The sequence below is a fragment of the Nakamurella lactea DSM 19367 genome (assembly GCF_000426645.1).
Taxonomy (GTDB): Bacteria; Actinomycetota; Actinomycetes; order Mycobacteriales; family Nakamurellaceae; genus Nakamurella; species Nakamurella lactea.
Map to the genome: position 1 here is coordinate 45,227 of NZ_AUFT01000017.1, position 15,653 is coordinate 60,879.

The 15,653-nt window shown below is 66.9% G+C and carries 15 protein-coding genes and 1 pseudogene; 7 read left to right on the forward strand and 9 right to left on the reverse strand.

Features of this window, described 5'->3' with window-relative positions; all coding sequences use genetic code 11:
- Positions 1-2: 2 nt before the first annotated feature.
- Together K340_RS0116360 and K340_RS0116365 are read left to right on the forward strand one after the other, a co-directional pair.
- Positions 3-938, forward strand: coding sequence for a D-isomer specific 2-hydroxyacid dehydrogenase family protein (locus tag K340_RS0116360; RefSeq protein WP_051266578.1), 936 nt, complete (start codon positions 3-5; stop codon positions 936-938).
- A 9-nt stretch (positions 939-947) separates the two neighbouring features.
- The gene (locus K340_RS0116365) at positions 948-2,432 is read left to right on the forward strand and encodes a M81 family metallopeptidase (protein ID WP_029137509.1); all 1,485 of its coding nucleotides are present in this window, start codon (positions 948-950) and stop codon (positions 2,430-2,432) included.
- Positions 2,433-2,454: 22 nt separating this feature from the next.
- On the opposite strand, the gene K340_RS0116370 is transcribed toward K340_RS0116365, so the two are convergent.
- Positions 2,455-3,990 (reverse strand): amidohydrolase family protein, encoded by a 1,536-nt coding sequence (locus K340_RS0116370; protein WP_245599591.1) that lies wholly within the window; start codon positions 3,988-3,990, stop codon positions 2,455-2,457.
- Here K340_RS0116370 and K340_RS0116375 point away from each other — a divergent pair.
- Positions 3,907-4,647: an SDR family NAD(P)-dependent oxidoreductase gene (locus tag K340_RS0116375; protein ID WP_161632123.1), complete on the forward strand. Its 741-nt coding sequence runs from the start codon at positions 3,907-3,909 to the stop codon at positions 4,645-4,647. The two genes, K340_RS0116370 and K340_RS0116375, sit on opposite strands and share 84 nt — an antisense overlap.
- Before the next feature lie 173 nt (positions 4,648-4,820).
- On the opposite strand, the gene K340_RS0116380 is transcribed toward K340_RS0116375, so the two are convergent.
- Genes K340_RS0116380 through K340_RS0116390 form a run of 3 tightly spaced genes read right to left on the reverse strand, consistent with a single transcriptional unit; the run spans position 4,821 to position 8,163 of the window.
- Entirely contained in the window at positions 4,821-5,681 is an 861-nt protein-coding gene (locus K340_RS0116380; protein WP_051266582.1) for an HpcH/HpaI aldolase/citrate lyase family protein, read from the reverse strand.
- 3 nt (positions 5,682-5,684) lie between these two features.
- Positions 5,685-6,410 (reverse strand): GntR family transcriptional regulator, encoded by a 726-nt coding sequence (locus tag K340_RS0116385; RefSeq protein WP_037365163.1) that lies wholly within the window; start codon positions 6,408-6,410, stop codon positions 5,685-5,687.
- 1 nt (position 6,411) lies between these two features.
- Entirely contained in the window at positions 6,412-8,163 is a 1,752-nt protein-coding gene (locus K340_RS0116390; protein WP_029137514.1) for a gamma-glutamyltransferase family protein, read from the reverse strand.
- A 147-nt stretch (positions 8,164-8,310) separates the two neighbouring features.
- On the opposite strand from K340_RS0116390, the gene K340_RS30725 reads away from it, so the two are divergent.
- Both K340_RS30725 and K340_RS30730 read left to right on the forward strand, forming a co-directional pair.
- On the forward strand, positions 8,311-8,853 hold the full coding sequence (locus K340_RS30725) for a MaoC family dehydratase (protein ID WP_211229490.1): 543 nt from the start codon (positions 8,311-8,313) through the stop codon (positions 8,851-8,853).
- Between the two features lie 58 nt (positions 8,854-8,911).
- Complete coding sequence (locus K340_RS30730; RefSeq protein WP_051266630.1) at positions 8,912-10,183, forward strand: CaiB/BaiF CoA transferase family protein; 1,272 nt, start codon at positions 8,912-8,914, stop codon at positions 10,181-10,183.
- 155 nt (positions 10,184-10,338) lie between these two features.
- Here the strand turns inward: K340_RS30730 and K340_RS37570 are convergent.
- Positions 10,339-10,572 (reverse strand): annotated as a pseudogene (locus K340_RS37570) (NADP-dependent oxidoreductase); the annotation flags it as partial.
- 25 nt (positions 10,573-10,597) lie between these two features.
- Positions 10,598-11,857 (reverse strand): amidohydrolase family protein, encoded by a 1,260-nt coding sequence (locus tag K340_RS0116415; protein WP_029137516.1) that lies wholly within the window; start codon positions 11,855-11,857, stop codon positions 10,598-10,600.
- Between the two features lie 245 nt (positions 11,858-12,102).
- On the opposite strand from K340_RS0116415, the gene msrB reads away from it, so the two are divergent.
- Together msrB and msrA are read left to right on the forward strand one after the other, a co-directional pair.
- Positions 12,103-12,597, forward strand: coding sequence for a peptide-methionine (R)-S-oxide reductase MsrB (msrB, locus tag K340_RS0116420; protein WP_029137517.1), 495 nt, complete (start codon positions 12,103-12,105; stop codon positions 12,595-12,597).
- Positions 12,594-13,142: a peptide-methionine (S)-S-oxide reductase MsrA gene (gene msrA, locus K340_RS0116425; RefSeq protein WP_029137518.1), complete on the forward strand. Its 549-nt coding sequence runs from the start codon at positions 12,594-12,596 to the stop codon at positions 13,140-13,142. The genes msrB and msrA overlap by 4 nt, the downstream gene beginning before the upstream one ends.
- A 160-nt stretch (positions 13,143-13,302) precedes the next feature.
- Here msrA and K340_RS0116430 read toward each other — a convergent pair whose 3' ends face one another.
- Genes K340_RS0116430 through K340_RS0116440 form a run of 3 tightly spaced genes read right to left on the reverse strand, consistent with a single transcriptional unit; the run spans position 13,303 to position 15,621 of the window.
- Complete coding sequence (locus K340_RS0116430; RefSeq protein WP_029137519.1) at positions 13,303-14,358, reverse strand: threonine aldolase family protein; 1,056 nt, start codon at positions 14,356-14,358, stop codon at positions 13,303-13,305.
- Between the two features lie 39 nt (positions 14,359-14,397).
- Positions 14,398-14,919 (reverse strand): NUDIX hydrolase, encoded by a 522-nt coding sequence (locus K340_RS0116435; protein WP_029137520.1) that lies wholly within the window; start codon positions 14,917-14,919, stop codon positions 14,398-14,400.
- Positions 14,920-15,621, reverse strand: coding sequence for an SDR family NAD(P)-dependent oxidoreductase (locus tag K340_RS0116440; protein ID WP_029137521.1), 702 nt, complete (start codon positions 15,619-15,621; stop codon positions 14,920-14,922).
- Between the last annotated feature and the right edge of the window lie 32 nt (positions 15,622-15,653).

Here is a 15,653-nt window from a genome sequence, read left to right on the forward strand (position 1 = left end):
TCATGCCCGACAACCCGGAGGCGAACGACCGCCCGGTGATTGCGGTGTCCGACAGTCCACCGGCCTGGTTGCCGGAGGCTATCTCGGCCGGCGGCTGCCAGGTCGGGCCCCTCGCCGACGCTGATGGTTACGTCCACCTGACCGGACCGGCCTCGCTACCGCACCTCCCGGCACGGGTGCGTTGGGTTCAATTGCCCGCGGCGGGGATTGAGACATACCTCGCCGACGGACGGCTCGACGACAGGCGGGTGTGGACCTCGGCGGCCGGTGCGTACTCGGAGACCGTCGCGGAGCATGCGGTCGGGTTGCTGCTGGCTGGCGTGCGCGGGCTGGTGGTGGCCGCGGGGCTTCGAACCTGGCGGGGAAAAGCCGTGGCGGACACGGTCTCCGGGCTGGCCGACACGACGATTGCGGTCGTCGGTGCCGGCGGGATCGGTCGCCGGGTGGTTGAGATGCTGGCGCCGTACCGGGCGACGGTGATCGCCGTCAACCGCAGCGGGCGGGACGTGCCTGGCGCCGATCGCACCGTGGCCGCCGCCGACCTCGACGAACTGTGGGACCAGGTGGATCACGTTGTGATTGCGGCACCACAGACGTCACATACCGTGCGCTTGATCGACGCCGCCGTGCTGGCCCGTTTGAGGCCGAGAACCTGGATCGTCAACGTCGCCCGCGGCGGACTGATCGATACCGACGCGCTCGTGGACGCACTGGCCGGCGGCCGGATCGCCGGTGCTGCCTTGGATGTGACCGACCCCGAACCGCTGCCCGACGGTCACCCGCTGTGGACCACCCCCGGTGTGTTGATCACCCCGCACGCCGCGAACCCAAGGGCCGGGCTGGAAGCAGCACTCGCCGATCGGGTACGAGACAACGCCACACGATTTGCCTCCGGCCGTGACCTGATCGGCCGAATCGACCTCACCGCTGGATACTGAAGGAGAAGGATGAATCCAGGTATCAAGATCGCCGTGGCCGGTCTGGCCCGCGAAGGCAACACATTTGCCGGAGGCGTCGGCACGATCGACGACTTTCGCACCAACAGCTTCCTGCAGGGCGACGAAGTGCTGGAAGTCGGCAGGCTCAACGATTCACTGGCCGGTGCGCTGCAGGTCGCCTCCGAACGTGGCGTCGCTGTGGTTCCGACCTTTCACGCCCGCAGCATCAGCGGTCCATCGGTGCGCGCCGAGGACCACGCCGAACTGAAGAGGCTGGTACTCGACGGTTTGACGGCCGTACTGCCCGAGGTAGATGGGATCTACCTGCGGTTGCACGGTGCTTTCACGGCAGAGGGCTGCGACGACGTCGAGGGCGATCTGATGGCGTCGCTCCGGCAGATCGTGGGACCGGACTTCCCGATCTCGGGCAGCTTCGACCTGCATACCCACGGCACTGCGACGATGGCCGCGGCTACTCCGATGATTGCCGGCTTCCAGACCTATCCGCACATCGACATGGTGCAGACCGGCCGCCGGGCCATGGCCATGTTGATCGACGCGATCCAGGGGCGCACGAGGCCGACCATCGGCTTCCGTAAGATCCCGGTGATGTCTGCCTCCGAAGTGCACAACACCACCACCGGGCCAGTGTCGGAGGTGATGATCCGTCTGCACCACATCCAGTCCCTGCCAGGCGTTCTGGACGCCAGCATCTTCTGCACGCAGCCGTGGCTGGACGTCACTGACTTCGGCTGGTCGGTCGTCGTGGTGACCGACGGAGACCAGCCTAGGGCGCAGGGATACGCCGACGAACTGGCCGCGTCACTGTTCGACCGACGGGAACGGCTGGTGGTCCACAAGGAGTCGCTCGCCGACGCGCTGGCCAGGGCACGCGATGCGAAGGGCATCGGTGGCCCGGTCGTGCTCGGTGATGGCGCCGACAGTCCGTCGGCCGGCAGCACCGGCGACAGTTCGGTGTTGCTGCAGGCAGTGCTGGACGAACCGATCGGCGGCCCGGTGCTCTGCTCCGTCACCGACGCTCCGGCATTGCAGGCGTGTGTGGAAGCCGGCACTGGCGCGAAGACGACTGTCAAGGTCGGCGGCACGCTATCGCCGCACTTCTTTTCCCCGATCGAGATCACCGGCACAGTGGTCTCATTCGGCGACAACAGTTCTGCACCCGATGGCAGGCCGATCAGCACCGGCCGGTTCGCGGTACTGCGGATCGGCGAGGTGAGCCTGGTGATCAGTGAGCTGGCCACCTCGATGACCGACGACCGGCTCTACCGGGCGGCTGGGCTGGACGTCGACGGAGCCTGGATGGTGCAGGCGAAGTCCGCTGGTCAGTACCACGAAGGGTACGAGCACATCGGCTCGGAGCTAATCGATGTCGATATGCGCGGGCCGGCACAGCACGACCTTCTCTCACTTCCCTTCAGCCGTATCCCTCGACCAATCTGGCCTTTCGACCCGGACGTCGAACGGGGGTTTTGATCGGCGCGTCCGAGCCGTCCGGTCACTCCTGGTTGACCGCGGTGGTGGTTGGGATCTGATTGGCCACGCCCGAAATCGGAACCAGCGGGTCGGTGAGCAGCTCGCGCAGCCGCCGCTCCCGGGCATTCAGTGCAGTCCGCTGCGCGTCGGACAGCGACACCCAACTGGGTGGTGCCGGCGGAAATGTCGGTGGTAGATATTCTCCAGCAACGAATGTCGCGGCGTTGACCAGTCGTTCGGACGCTGTGCGCGCGACTCCATGGACATCTCCGACTTCCATTGCTTCGTCGACCCTGCGGAACAGCGCGATGTCGGCAGGCGCTCCAACAGTGAGCGTCCCGGCGTCGAGCCCGAGTGCTGCTGCCGGGGCGGATGTCGTGGCCCGAACCACATCCACCAACGGCATACCGATGGCCTGCAGCTTGGCCATCACCGTTGGCAAGTCGAACGCCGGGCCACTGGCGCTGAGTACGTGCAGGTCCGTCGAGATCACGTGCGGGGGCATCGATTGCGCGAGATATGCTTCCGCCACTTCGAAGCTGAATCCGCCCGCACCGTGTCCGATATCGAAGATCACGCCGCGCTCGTGGGCAGCGCGCAGGCTGTTCCGGATTGGCCCTGGCAGGGTGACACCACGAGCCCCGCGACCGGCGCAGTGGGTCAGAATATCGCCGGGTCGCAACAGGTCGACGATCTGGTCCAGGGTGAACGGGCCGCTCCCGATATGCACCATGACCGGGAGCGCGGTAGCCGCGCCGGCGCGCAACGCGATCCGCAGGGGTTCCAGCCCGTTGTCGCCGACCGTCGATGCGTCCATCCGCACCTTGATGCCGCGGACCTCCTCCGGATGCTTGGTGGCAGCCGCAACCAACGCGTCGACATCGAGGAAACTCAGGTCCCTCGATTCACCCGTGCGGGCGGCCAGACCATGGGCCGAGATATGCAGCAGTATTGCGCTACGAACACGGAAGTCCTTCCGAGCCTCCATTAGTCCGGCAAGCCCGTAGGCGCCGACGCTGCCTGCGTCGACCCAGCTGGTGACTCCCGTGTACCAGGCAACCGGATCCGGCTCCATACCCCAGAAGGTGCCACCCGCATGAAGATGGGTATGCAGGTCGACCAATCCAGGGATGACCAGAAGCCCCGAGGCATCGACGACTGAACGCGCCGGTTCGGCATCCAGGACGCCGACGGCACGGACCCGGCCGTTCCTGACCGCAATGTCGGCGACGGCGTCCATATCCGCGGCTGGGTCGATCAGGTGTCCGTTCAGGATCCGTAGGTCGTCCATCTGTGCCTCCGACTGCTTGTGGTGTGCGCCTCTTGACCCCTCGGCTCCAGTCTCCGATAATGAACCGCAAATTTCAACAAGCGAAATTTGCGGTTTTCCCGCGAATCGACCTCGGTCCGCTGCACTGAAGAGAGGGCTGGCGCGATGGCTCCCACACCACGACGATTGGTCGGCAGAACAGCGTTGATCACCGGGGCCTCGAGAGGTATTGGGGCGGCGGTCGCGCGTCGGTTCGCGGCCGAGGGTGCCGCCGTAGCCATCGGTCATGAGCCGACAGCTGAGATGGCCCGTCTGGCTGGTGATCTCGCCGCGGAGCTCGTCGGACAGGGCGCACGTGCCGTCGCGTTGGGCGCCGACCTGGCCGATCCGGCGGGCATCGACGGACTGGTCGCCGCGGCCAGGAGCGAGTTGGGACCGCTTGACATCGTGGTCGCCAACGCGGCCGCGTCCGGTCGCCGGCACTTCACCGAGTTGTCGCTGCAGGAGTGGGATCTCGTGCAGGCGGTCAACACCCGTGGCACCTGGCTACTCGCGAAGGCCGCCTACCCGGATCTCAAGGCCTCGGGCCACGGCTCGATGATCACCCTCACCTCGGTGATGGTGATGACCGGACAACCCGACGCGCTGCACTACACGGCATCGAAGGCGGCGATCCTCGGGATGACCCGGGAGCTCGCCCGCGAGATGGGTCCCGACGGGGTTCGGATCAATGCCGTCATGCCGGGTGCTATCCGGACCGAGCAGGAGGTTGAGATGGCGCCCGACGCCGATGACGTCGCGGCGAGGATCCTTCCCAAGCAATCGCTGCAACGGCGCGGTTATGCCGACGATCTCAGCGGCGCGTTCGCCTTTCTGGCCAGCGACGACGCCGCGTTCATCACCGGTCAGGTGATCTGCGTGGACGGCGGCTGGGTGATGTACTGACATGCTGCGGTGATCTGCTGATCACCACGGCGAAGGAGGGCTACGACGTCGATCGAAGTGCCTCGGAGCCGTTGGCTGGCAGCCTGTTTCAGGCGCGCTCGGAACTACGCACTGCGCCGGACCGCTCGTTCGGTGCGCCCGGATGTCGAACCCGGCTAAGCCGGTCCTGGGCGTCACGTCGGCCGGCGGGACCGCTGACTCGCCAGCTCCAGCGTGAGCTGGGCGCCGCGAGCCATCGCGGCGTCGACCATCGCGCCGGACTGCAGCACCGCGACCGATGATCCATGCTCTGCTGCGGCCGCGAGCGTCGCGAGTACCTCTTGGGCGCCGCGAACCTCAGCAGCGCCAGGGGTGAAGGCGTCGACGACCAGCGGGACCTGGCGAGGATGAACGACCTGGGCGCCGAGGAATCCCTGGCCGCGTGCGCGCCGACAGGCAGCGACCAGACCGCCATCGTCGTTGAGGTCGGTATAGGCCGACATCATCGGTGCCGGCAGGCCCGCCGCGCGGCAGGCGACCACGAGGCCGACCCGAATCGGTTCGAGCGCCTTCGGGTCGGTGATTCCGAGTTCGGAGGCAAGATCGGCCTCGCCGATCCCCATGGACAGAACGCCGTCTGTAGCCGCGATCGCCGCCATGTTTCTGATACCGACGGCGTTCTCGATCAGCACCCGCACTCGGACTCCCGGCATCCGGCCGCGCAGCGCCGCGACTTCGTCTGGTGTCTGCACCTTGGGCATCATCACCTGGGAGAAGTGCTGCGACGCGGCCAGGACTTCGACGTCGTCGGCGAACCACGGTGACCCGATCGCGTTGATCCGGGGGCACAGCGGGACTGCAGTCCGTTGGACCAACAACCGCTGCATCTCGACCCGTGCCGCGGCCTTCCCGGCGGGAGCGATGCTGTCCTCGAGATCGACGATCACCAGATCGGCACCCGATCGCGTCGCCTTCAGACAGCGGTCGGGTCGGTTCGCCGGACAGAACAGCGCGCTGATCACCAGATCGTGCCGTGACCGGTGTGCATTCATCATTCTTCAGCAGATCATCGGACGTTGTTCATCGGGCTCGTCGACGAAGTATCGAGGGTCGACCTCGTGTGCACTGCCGGTGACGCTGTGGGTCGATTGCAGGTGAGCGCTGAGCAGGCGCTGTACCGAAGGGCCATCGCCGTCCGCTAGGGCATCGACGATGGCAGCGTGTTCCCTCGCGGTTGACCCGACAGAGGCGCTCGTGTGCTGGGCAATCATCCGGTACCGGCTCACCCGTTGCAGGACAAGGTCAAGCATCTCGGTCAACAGTTCGTTGCCGGCGAGCGCCACCAACGCGAGGTGGAAGGAGCGGTTCATCGCGAACGGATCGCCGTCGTGCGTCCGGGCCCAGCGCCGGAGCCCGGTGATCATCACACGTAGCTCCCCGATCCGGGCTTTGGTCGCGTTCCCGGCGGCCGACGCCGCTGTCGGCGGTTCGAGAACCAGCCTGGCCTGCTGGATGTCGGCTAATTCACGCCAGGACAGCGGGGCTACGACGGCACCGGCGTTGGGGGACACCAGGAGTACCCGCTCGGCCGCCAGTCTGGCGATCGCTTCTCGAACCGGGACCTTGGAGACTTCCAGCTCGCGCGATACCCGGTCGGCGTTGACCCGGTCTGCCGGTCGCAGATTGCCGTTCCCGACCTCGCTGCGAAGCCACTGGTAGACCAGTTCGGATTTCGAGCCGGCCGGCTCAGGCTCGTCACCGGATGCATCGACGGCTACGTTCACCTCACACACCGATCGCCAAGGAACGCCGAAAGACGTCCGCTCCGCCGATCAGACCGTCGTCTGTGTACTGGACGCCGAGAGGCTTGGCCAGGAACGACTGCGTCTCGGTCTCGCGACACTGCCGTACCAGGTGGCCACGCCGGGTGAGGTCGGCTAAGGCCTCGGCCGGGACCCGGTCGTCGACCAGCACGTCGGCCACGGTCGGTCCGACTGGTGCCGACGGTGCAGCGCCTTCGCAATGCAGTCGCGGGGCGGCAATCGCCTCAGCGACGTCCATGCCGAAATCAACGATGTTGATCACGGTCTGGAACATCGCGGTCACCACCCGGCGCCCCCCGGGGGCACCAAGGGCGGCTACTACCTTGCCGTCCTTGAGCAGCAGTGTCGGCGTCGCATGCCCGACCTGCTTGACCCACGGCGCAACGGAGTTCGGGGTACCCGGCTCGGGATTCATCCACATCGTGACATCGTAGAGATTCAGGCCGGTGCCGCGCGGGATGAAGCAGGAGCCGAACGCCAGCCCGAGTGTCTGGGTCAAGCTCACGACGTTGCCGTCGGCGTCCGCGGCCAGTAGGTGGGTCGTGTCCTTGCCGGCCAGGTCGCCGGCCGGTACCGAACGGTCCGCCGGTCGTCGGGCTGGATCGAATGTCCATGGATCGCCCGGTGTCGTCCAGGCACCACGATGTTCTTTGGGGAGCTCGGTGGCGAGGTCCGATGCGTAGCGCTTGTCGATCAGACCGGTGAGCGGCACCGGTGTCCGGTCCGGATCCCCGACGTGGACGAATCTGTCGGTCCACGCCTGCCGCATGATCTCCGCGAGGAGGTGGAGGCACTGACCCGAGAACCTCGGGAGTGCGGCGAGATCGAAGTTCTCGGCCAGGTTGAGCATTTCCAGGAGGGTAACGCCGCCGTTCGGACCTGAGCTGCTGATGACCCGGTAGCCGCGGTAGGAGCCTCGCAGGCCGTCGCCGAAGTCTGGACGGAACCGAGCGAGGTCGTCGGCACTGAGCAGTCCGCCCTCGGCTTGGACTCCGGCAGCGATCCGGGCGGCGAGCTCGCCGTTATAGAACTCGTCGGCACCGCCCGCTGCGACCGCTGCGATGCTGTCCGACAGGTCCGGTTGGACTACCGGAATCGTCCGCCCCTGATAGAAACCGGCCGGCCGAGGGATGCCTCCGCTGAGGAAGACCCTTCTCATCTCATCGTAGCGCTGCACATGATTGAACTCCGATCCGAAGTGGAAGGTGTCCTCGCCATCTGGATCGAACCCGCTGCGGGCCAACCGTTCCGCTGGGGCGAGTAGATCCGCCCATGGCGCCGAGCCATGCCTGGTGTGCAGGGCGGAAATGCCGGCGACATGTCCGGGAACGCCGACTGACAGTGGTCCGCGTTCGTGAACGTCATCGCGAACCGGGCGCCAGCCGAAGGCTGCGGAACCAGATTCACGCGGCAGCAGGTAAGGGACGAAGGTATCTTCCGCCAGAGCTGCTGGGGTCCGGCCGTAAAACGAAATCTCCTCGGTGGTGCCGGTACTTGCGCAGTGGTGCAGCAGGACTCCGACGCCGCCGACGGAGTTCATCGCCACCTCTCGCACTCCGGTCAGGAACGACATTGTGGTGATGGCGTCGACCGCGCTACCACCGTCTGCGAGCACTTGCGCACCAGCCTCTGCGGCCTGTGGGTTGTGGCTGGCCACCATGCCGCGTTGGCCCTTCGCCGCCGTCTTTCCGACCACGCGTTCACTGCGACTCATTTGACGCCTTTCTTGGGCATTTGACGGAGATCTGTCAGGTGGTCGTGGTCAGACATCACCGACGCTCCACCAGCACCCAGGGGTCTTGACACCCAGGATGGTATCCGATACTAATACTACACGGGCAACGTTGAGCAAGGAGTGGGATTGGATTCCGAGATCGCGGTAGGGCCGTTGAACCGTTTTCTTGACGACTTCGCGGTCGGAGATGTGCATCGGTTCCCCTTGGGGCGCACCGTGAACGAGGCCGACAATAGCTGGTTCGCCCTGTTGACGATGAACACCAACCAGCTGCACTTCAACGCCGAATTCGCCGCCCGCACCGAATTCGGAAGGCCATTGGTCAACTCAGGCTTCTCGGTCGCCTTGGTTCTGGGAATGAGTGTGTCGGATCTGAGTGCCAACGCTACGGCCAACCTTGGATGGACCGACATCGAGTTGGTGGCGCCGTTGTTCGTCGGCGACACTGTCTACACCGAGAGTCTGGTGACGGGAGTGCGACCATCGGTGTCTCGTCCCGGATCCGGGGTGGTCTCGGTCGTGACCCGTGGGCTTAATCAGCACGGCGTAGAGTTCCTCCGGTTCCGCCGGACCTTCCTGGTGCCGGACAGGGCCCATCGCCTCGGGGTGTTCCCGGACCCGGTCGTTAGCATCGGCGCCGAACGATGTGGCGGTAGCGCGGATGTCTGACCCGTGCGGGGTTTCCGGCCGGCGTGTGGCAGGTGACCACTCCGCCGGTGACCGGCCATTGGTCGGAACTCGTGACGAACGCGTCGGCCCGCTGTCCGACATTCGCGTCTTGGCCATCGAACAGTACGGCGCCGGCCCCTTCGGATCCATGCAGCTGGCCGACCTCGGCGCCGAGGTGATCAAGATCGAAGATCCCAACGTGGGGGGAGACGTCGGGCGCTATGTGCCGCCGTACGCCGAGGGAGAGGACTCGTTGTTCTTTGAATCGTTTAACAGGGGCAAGCGTTCCCTTACGCTGGATCTGTCGACGGCAGCCGGCCGCGGCGCCTTCACCGACTTGGTGAGTGTCAGCGACGCCGTATATTCCAACCTCCGTGGCGACGTACCGGAGCGGCTGGGGATCACGTACCGCGATCTTGCCGAGTACAACCCGGCGATCGTTTGCTGCTCGCTGTCAGGTTTCGGGATGACCGGTCCTCGTCGTGAGCAGGGTGGCTACGACTACATTCTGCAGGCGCTTGCTGGGTGGATGACGCTGACCGGAGAGCCAGGAGGACCGCCGGCGAAGACCGGCCTTTCGCTGGTCGACTTCTCCGGCGGACTTTACGCCGGGCTGGCCATGCTCGCTGCGGTTCATCAAGCCAGGCGCGACGGTAAGGGAACCGACTGCGACATCAGCCTTTTCGAGGCCGCGCTGGCGATGCTTAGCTATCTAGGCACCTGGCACCTCACGGCCGCGTATTCGCCGGCCAGGACCACCCTGTCCGCGCACCCTTCGCTGGTTCCGTTCCAGGTCTTCGAGGCGTCAGACTCATGGATCGTTGTGGCCGCACCGAAGGAGAAGTTCTTCATCAGGTTGGCGACCGCCTTGCAACGAGAAGACCTGTCCACCGATCCGCGCTTCGTCGACTTCGCCGCCCGAGATGAACACCGGGACGCTCTCCTGGCCGAGCTCGAGCCGATCTTCCGGTCACGGACCGCCGCCGAGTGGAGCGAAATCTTGGCTGCGCACGGGGTTCCGTCCGGCACGGTGCAATCCGTCCAAGAAGCGATGCGTGACCCGCAGACGCTGGCACGAGGCAGCGTGATCGAGGTCCAACACCCGCGATGGGGAACGGTACGCCAGGTGGCGACACCGCTTCGGGTCGCCGGTCACCACGCCCCGCCCGCGCGCGCGCCACAGCGCGGTGAGCACACCAGATCCGTGCTTACCGAGTTGATCGGGTACACCGAGGGGCGGCTCGCCGAACTCGAAGAAGGCGGTGCATTCGGTCCGGTCGCGGCCTTTCGCGATCCGACGGACGTCCCTACGACGGAGGCACTCGGATGACAGCGGCGGACCAGCGTGCCGATGCCCGCCGACGGGCGGTCACCGACGGCGAGCCCGTCGACAGTGACGGAAGAACTGCCATGTTGACCGGGTAATCGGAATGCCAGAGTTCCGCCCGTCAGCCCGAGGAGGTTCAAAGGTCCAGCGGAGATTCACTAACGAATGCCGACGCTCGTCCTCCCTTTGGCCCGCTGGGCCAGGTTGAAGGCGGCAACCGCATCGTCAAGAGACGCGACCGGGCGAATGTTCGTCCGCAGGCGTCCGTCACGTACCCGCTGGACGATCTCGGTGAGCTGCATGCGGCCCGCCTCTGCCACGAAGTCGACGGCCAGGCCGTCGGCCGTTCGATCCGAGTCTGGACTCACCATGGTGACGGCCGCGCGGCCGGCGCCGCGAGCGTGACGGGGATCCCGATCAGCTGGAGGACTCCCGACGGAACGGGTCTGCGACCCCGTCGACCGGAACCAGCTGTTCGGTGAGCATGTCGCGCAAGCGCTGCTCCCTGGACTTCAACGCGACACGCTGCGCGGGCGAGAGGTTGACCCAGGTCGGCGGCGCCGGCGGCAGGGCCGGGGGCAGCGGGTTCCCGGCGACCAGGGTCGCGACATTCACCAGGCGTTCGGGCGCGGTCCGGGTGGCGCCCTGGGTGTCGGCGACCGCGAACGGCCCGTCGACCAGACGGAAGACGGCTACATCGGCCGCTGATCCGACGGCCAGGGTTCCGCCGGCCAGTCCCAGTACCTGTGCGGGGGTCGCCGTCGTCGCGCGGATCGCGTCCACCAGCGACATGCCGATGGCGCGCTGCTTGGCGATGACGGTCGGTAGATCGAACGCCGGCCCGCTGGCGCTGAGCGCGTGCAGATCCGTCGAGATGACGTGTGGTGGCAGCGATTGCGCGAGATACGCCTCGGCCACCTCGAAGTTGAACCCGCCGGCGCCGTGACCGATGTCGAAGATCACGCCTCGTCGGTGGGCTTCCCGCAGGCTGTCCCGAATCCGGCCGGGCCGCAGAATCCCGTCGGCAGTACGGCCGGCGCAGTGCGTCAGGATGTCCCCGGGGCGTAGCAGATCCACCAGCTGATCGAGGCTGAACGGCGCCGGGCCGATGTGCATCATCAACGGAAGTCCGGTTGCCTCACCGGCGGCCAGCGCAGTCCGGAGCGGTTGCAGTCCATTGTCCCCGACCGTCGAGCCGTCCATCCGGACCTTGATGCCCTTGACGATGTCGGGTCGGTTGGCGGCGGCGGCGACCAGAGCATCGACATCGAGGAAGGCGAGGTCCCGTGATTCACCGGTTTGTGCCGATAGGCCCTGCGCCGAGATATGCAGCAACAATGAGGTGTTGACGCGGAAGTCCTTCCTGGCCTCGAGGAATCCCGCCATCCCGTATGCGCCGACACTGCCGGCATCCACCCAGTGGGTGACGCCGGTGTACCAGGCAACGGGATCCGGTTCCAACCCCCAGAAGGAGCCTCCGGCGTGCAGATGGGTGTGCATGTCGATCAGCCCCGGCGTCACCAGAAGTCCGGTGGCGTCGAGCACCTGACGTGCCTGCCCGGTGTCCAGCTCGCCGACGGCGCGGATCCTGCCGTCCTTGATCGCCAGGTCGTGGAAGGCGTCCAGTCCGCCGGCTGGGTCGATCAAGCGGCCGCCGATGATGTGCAGCTCGTCCATCTGTTGTCTCTCCGTGCGTTGCAACCCGGTTGGTTGGCCCTCGCGAAGAATACTCCGGCAATGAATTCAGATTTCAAGCGATGAAATGAGGAGGCCCGGACCGGGGGCAGCGGATCGCGTGCAGGGTTGCCGCCACGGTGAACTCGACGTCGCCCGGCAGCGGCGCGAGTGCCGGGACCAGATCCGGCCCCTGCGTTGTTATCAATGGTGACGCCGCAATCAGCGATGTCAGAGCAGGAGGAAACGTGTCCCACCACTACCGCAAGACCCCGGAGGCACTGAGCCGCCTCACCGACCACCAGTACCGAGTGACCCAGCAGGGCGGCACCGAGCCGGCCTTCGACAACGAGTACTGGGATAATCACGAGCCGGGGATCTACGTTGACGTGGTCTCCGGCCAGCCGCTGTTCTCGTCGAACGACAAGTTCGACAGCGGCACCGGGTGGCCCAGCTTCACCCGACCGATCGAGGAGGATGCTGTTCGTACCCGGACCGACAGCTCGCACGGGATGATCCGCACCGAGGCATTGTCTGCCGGCGCCGACAGTCATCTCGGGCACGTGTTCGACGACGGCCCGGCCGATGCCGGGGGACAGCGGTACTGCATGAACTCGGGCGCGTTGCGGTTCGTCCCGGTCGACGAACTCGGGGCGCAGGGCTACGGCGAGTACCGCTCGCAGTTCGACACCTTGCCGATCGACACACGGCACACCACCAGCACGAAGGAGCAAGCATCATGACCAGTGGCATTCACGACACCGGAGAGATCACCCGCAGGCCCCAGACCGAGACGGCGGTGCTGGCCGGCGGATGTTTCTGGGGCATGGAGGATCTGATCCGCCGCCAGCCGGGCGTGCTCGACACCCGTGTCGGATACACCGGCGGCCGGAACGACCATGCCACGTACCGCAGCCACCCCGGTCACGCCGAAGCCGTGGAGATCGTCTTCGATCCGACGAAGACGACCTACCGGGACGTCCTGGCGTTCTTCTTCCAGATCCACGACCCGTCGACGCGCGACCGGCAGGGCAACGACATCGGCAGCAGCTACCGATCGGCGATCTTTCCGGTGACGCCGGAGCAGGAACAGATCGCCCGCGACACCATCGCCGATGTGGACGCCTCCGGGCTGTGGCCGGCAAAGGCGGTCACCACGATCGAGCCGGCGGGCCCGTTCTGGGAGGCCGAGCCGGAGCACCAGGACTACCTGGAGAAGCTCCCGAACGGCTACACCTGCCACTTCCCGCGCCCCGACTGGGTGCTGCCCAGGCGTACGTCCGTCTGAGTGCTGTCCGCGTAGCCGGGTAAGAGGCGGAACAGGGGTGTCCCGCGCCGCGGCACACCCCTGACACGTGTGCGGGGGGCGGCGGGGACACCCCTGTTACGTGTGCGGGGGGCGGCGGGACAGCCCTGCTACGTGTGCGGGGGGCGGCGGGACAACCCTGCTACGCCACCTCGGCAGCAATCGCCGCCGCGAAGGCATCGACGTCGCCCTCGGTGGTGTCCCAGGCGCACATCCAGCGCACCTCACCGGTGGCCGGATTCCAGTCGTAGAACCGGAAATCCTTGCGGACCCGGTCGGCCGCCGCCTTGTCCAGGATGGCGAACACCGCGTTCGCCTGCACCGGCTGCGTCACCCGGACACCGTCCAGGTTGCCCACCGCGGCGGCCAGCCGCCCAGCCATTGCGTTGGCATGGGCTGCCGATCGCAGCCACAGATCGCCCTCCAGCAGGGCGATCAACTGCGCCGAGACGAAGCGCATCTTCGACGCCAGTTGCATATTCATCTTGCGCAGGTACTTCAGTCCGTACGCATCGTCGCCGGCAGCGGGGTCCAGCAGCACTATCGCCTCGGCGCCCAGCGCACCGTTCTTGGTGCCGCCCAGACTCAGCAGGTCGACCCCGGCCTTCGAGGTGAACTCGGCCAGATCGACCCCGAGAGTGGCTGCGGCGTTGGCGATCCGCGATCCGTCCAGGTGCACCTTCATCCCCAGTGAGTGGGCATGTGAGCAGATCGCGGCGATCTCGTCAGCGGTGTAGCAGGTTCCCAGCTCGGTGGTCTGGGTGATGGACACGGCCAGCGGTTGAGCGCGGTGTTCGTCACCGAAACCCCAGGCCTGCCGGTCGATCAGCTCCGGCGTCAGCTTGCCGTCGGGGGTGGGCACCGTCAGTAGCTTGAGCGAGCCGACCCGCTCCGGGGCGGCGTTCTCGTCGGTGTTGATGTGTGCGGTCTCGGCACACACCACCGCCCCCCAGCGGGGCAGGATCGCCTGCAGGCTCAGCACATTCGCGCCGGTGCCGTTGAACACCGGCCACCCGGAGACGCCGGCACCGAAGTGCCCGGCCAGCACCTGCTGCAGCCGCTCGGTGTAGGCGTCCTCGCCGTAGGAGATCTGGTGGCCGCCGTTGGCCTCGGCGATCGCCGTCAGCACCTCGGGGTGCACCCCGGCGTAGTTGTCGGAGGCGAAGCCGCGGTAGCCGGTGTCGTGCAACGTGCTCACGGAAGGTCCTTCACGAGTCGGTAGTTGTTGGGGGGCGGGTCAATCGCGTTCGAGTGGGACGGAGCGTGGCTGTGGGTCGTCGGCCAGCGCGGCGTCGATCCTGGCCCGCATGTGCGGGGTGATCGCCGGTCGCAGCGCGCCCAGGGCGGCCAGCGACACCCAACGCACCTCGGCGTTCTCGCCGTCAGCCGGGTGCGGGTCCCCGGCGACGTACCGGCACCGGTACGTCAGATCCAGATACTGTGTGCGGTCACCGTTCTGGTAGGTGACCGTGCCGGTCACCCCGACCTGCACCAGGGCCGTCACTTCGGCGGTGATCGCGGTCTCCTCCAACGTCTCCCGGACCGCGGCCATCGCGGGGTGCTCGCCCGGATCGACGATGCCGGTCACCGCTGTCCAGGCGCCGTTGTCGGCCCGCCGCACCATCAGCAACTCGGGCTCGGCAGCACCGGCGGCGCCTGCCGCACCGTCGCGGAGCACCACCGCCGTACAGCCGATCAGCCACAGCGGCATGGTGCCGACGTGCCGGCGCAGTTCCAGGACGAAGTCGGGGATCGCCATCTACAGCCCGGCGGTCAGGTCGATCCGCGATCCGTTCAGCTCGTCGGCGGACCCGGCGAATACCTCGACGATCTTGCCGGCCAGCGCGTCTGCGGTGGTGAAACCGGGCTTGTCGCCGATCGCCTTGACCGCCAGGATCACCGCGGCAGCGGTCTGCGGCAGTGGCTCCTGGCTGCGGCCCGACTGGTTGCGCCGGAACGAATCGGCGAGAGCCAGCATCCAGGTCTCGGCGGCCGCCTTGGCGGTGGCGTAGTTCGCGTTGCCGGCGGTCGGGTTCGTCACCGCCGTGGAAGAAACGATCACCGCGCGGCCGGCGTCGGAGGCCAGCAGGTCGTCGTGCACCTCAAGCGTCACGTGCCGCAGGGTCTGGATCAGGCTGCTGGAGAGCACGTCCCAATCGTCATCCGTGTTGGCCTCGAAGGTGCGGCCACCGCGCCAGCCGCCGACCAGGTGCACCAGCCCGTCGATCAGACCGAATTCGCCGCGGACGGCCAGGCCGAGGTCGCCGACGGCTTCCACATCGGTCAGGTCGCAGGCCCGGAACTGCACCCGGTCGCCGGTCAGTTCGGCCGGCGCCGCGCCGCTCCGGCCGACCGCCACCACCTGGTGCCCGGCCGCCGCCAGCGCCCGGCAGGCGGCCCGGCCGGCGTCGCCGGTCGCCCCGGTCACCAGGATCACCGATTCACGTGCCGGTCTGCTCATGGCCCGAGCCTATCCACCGGCCTGGTCAGCGG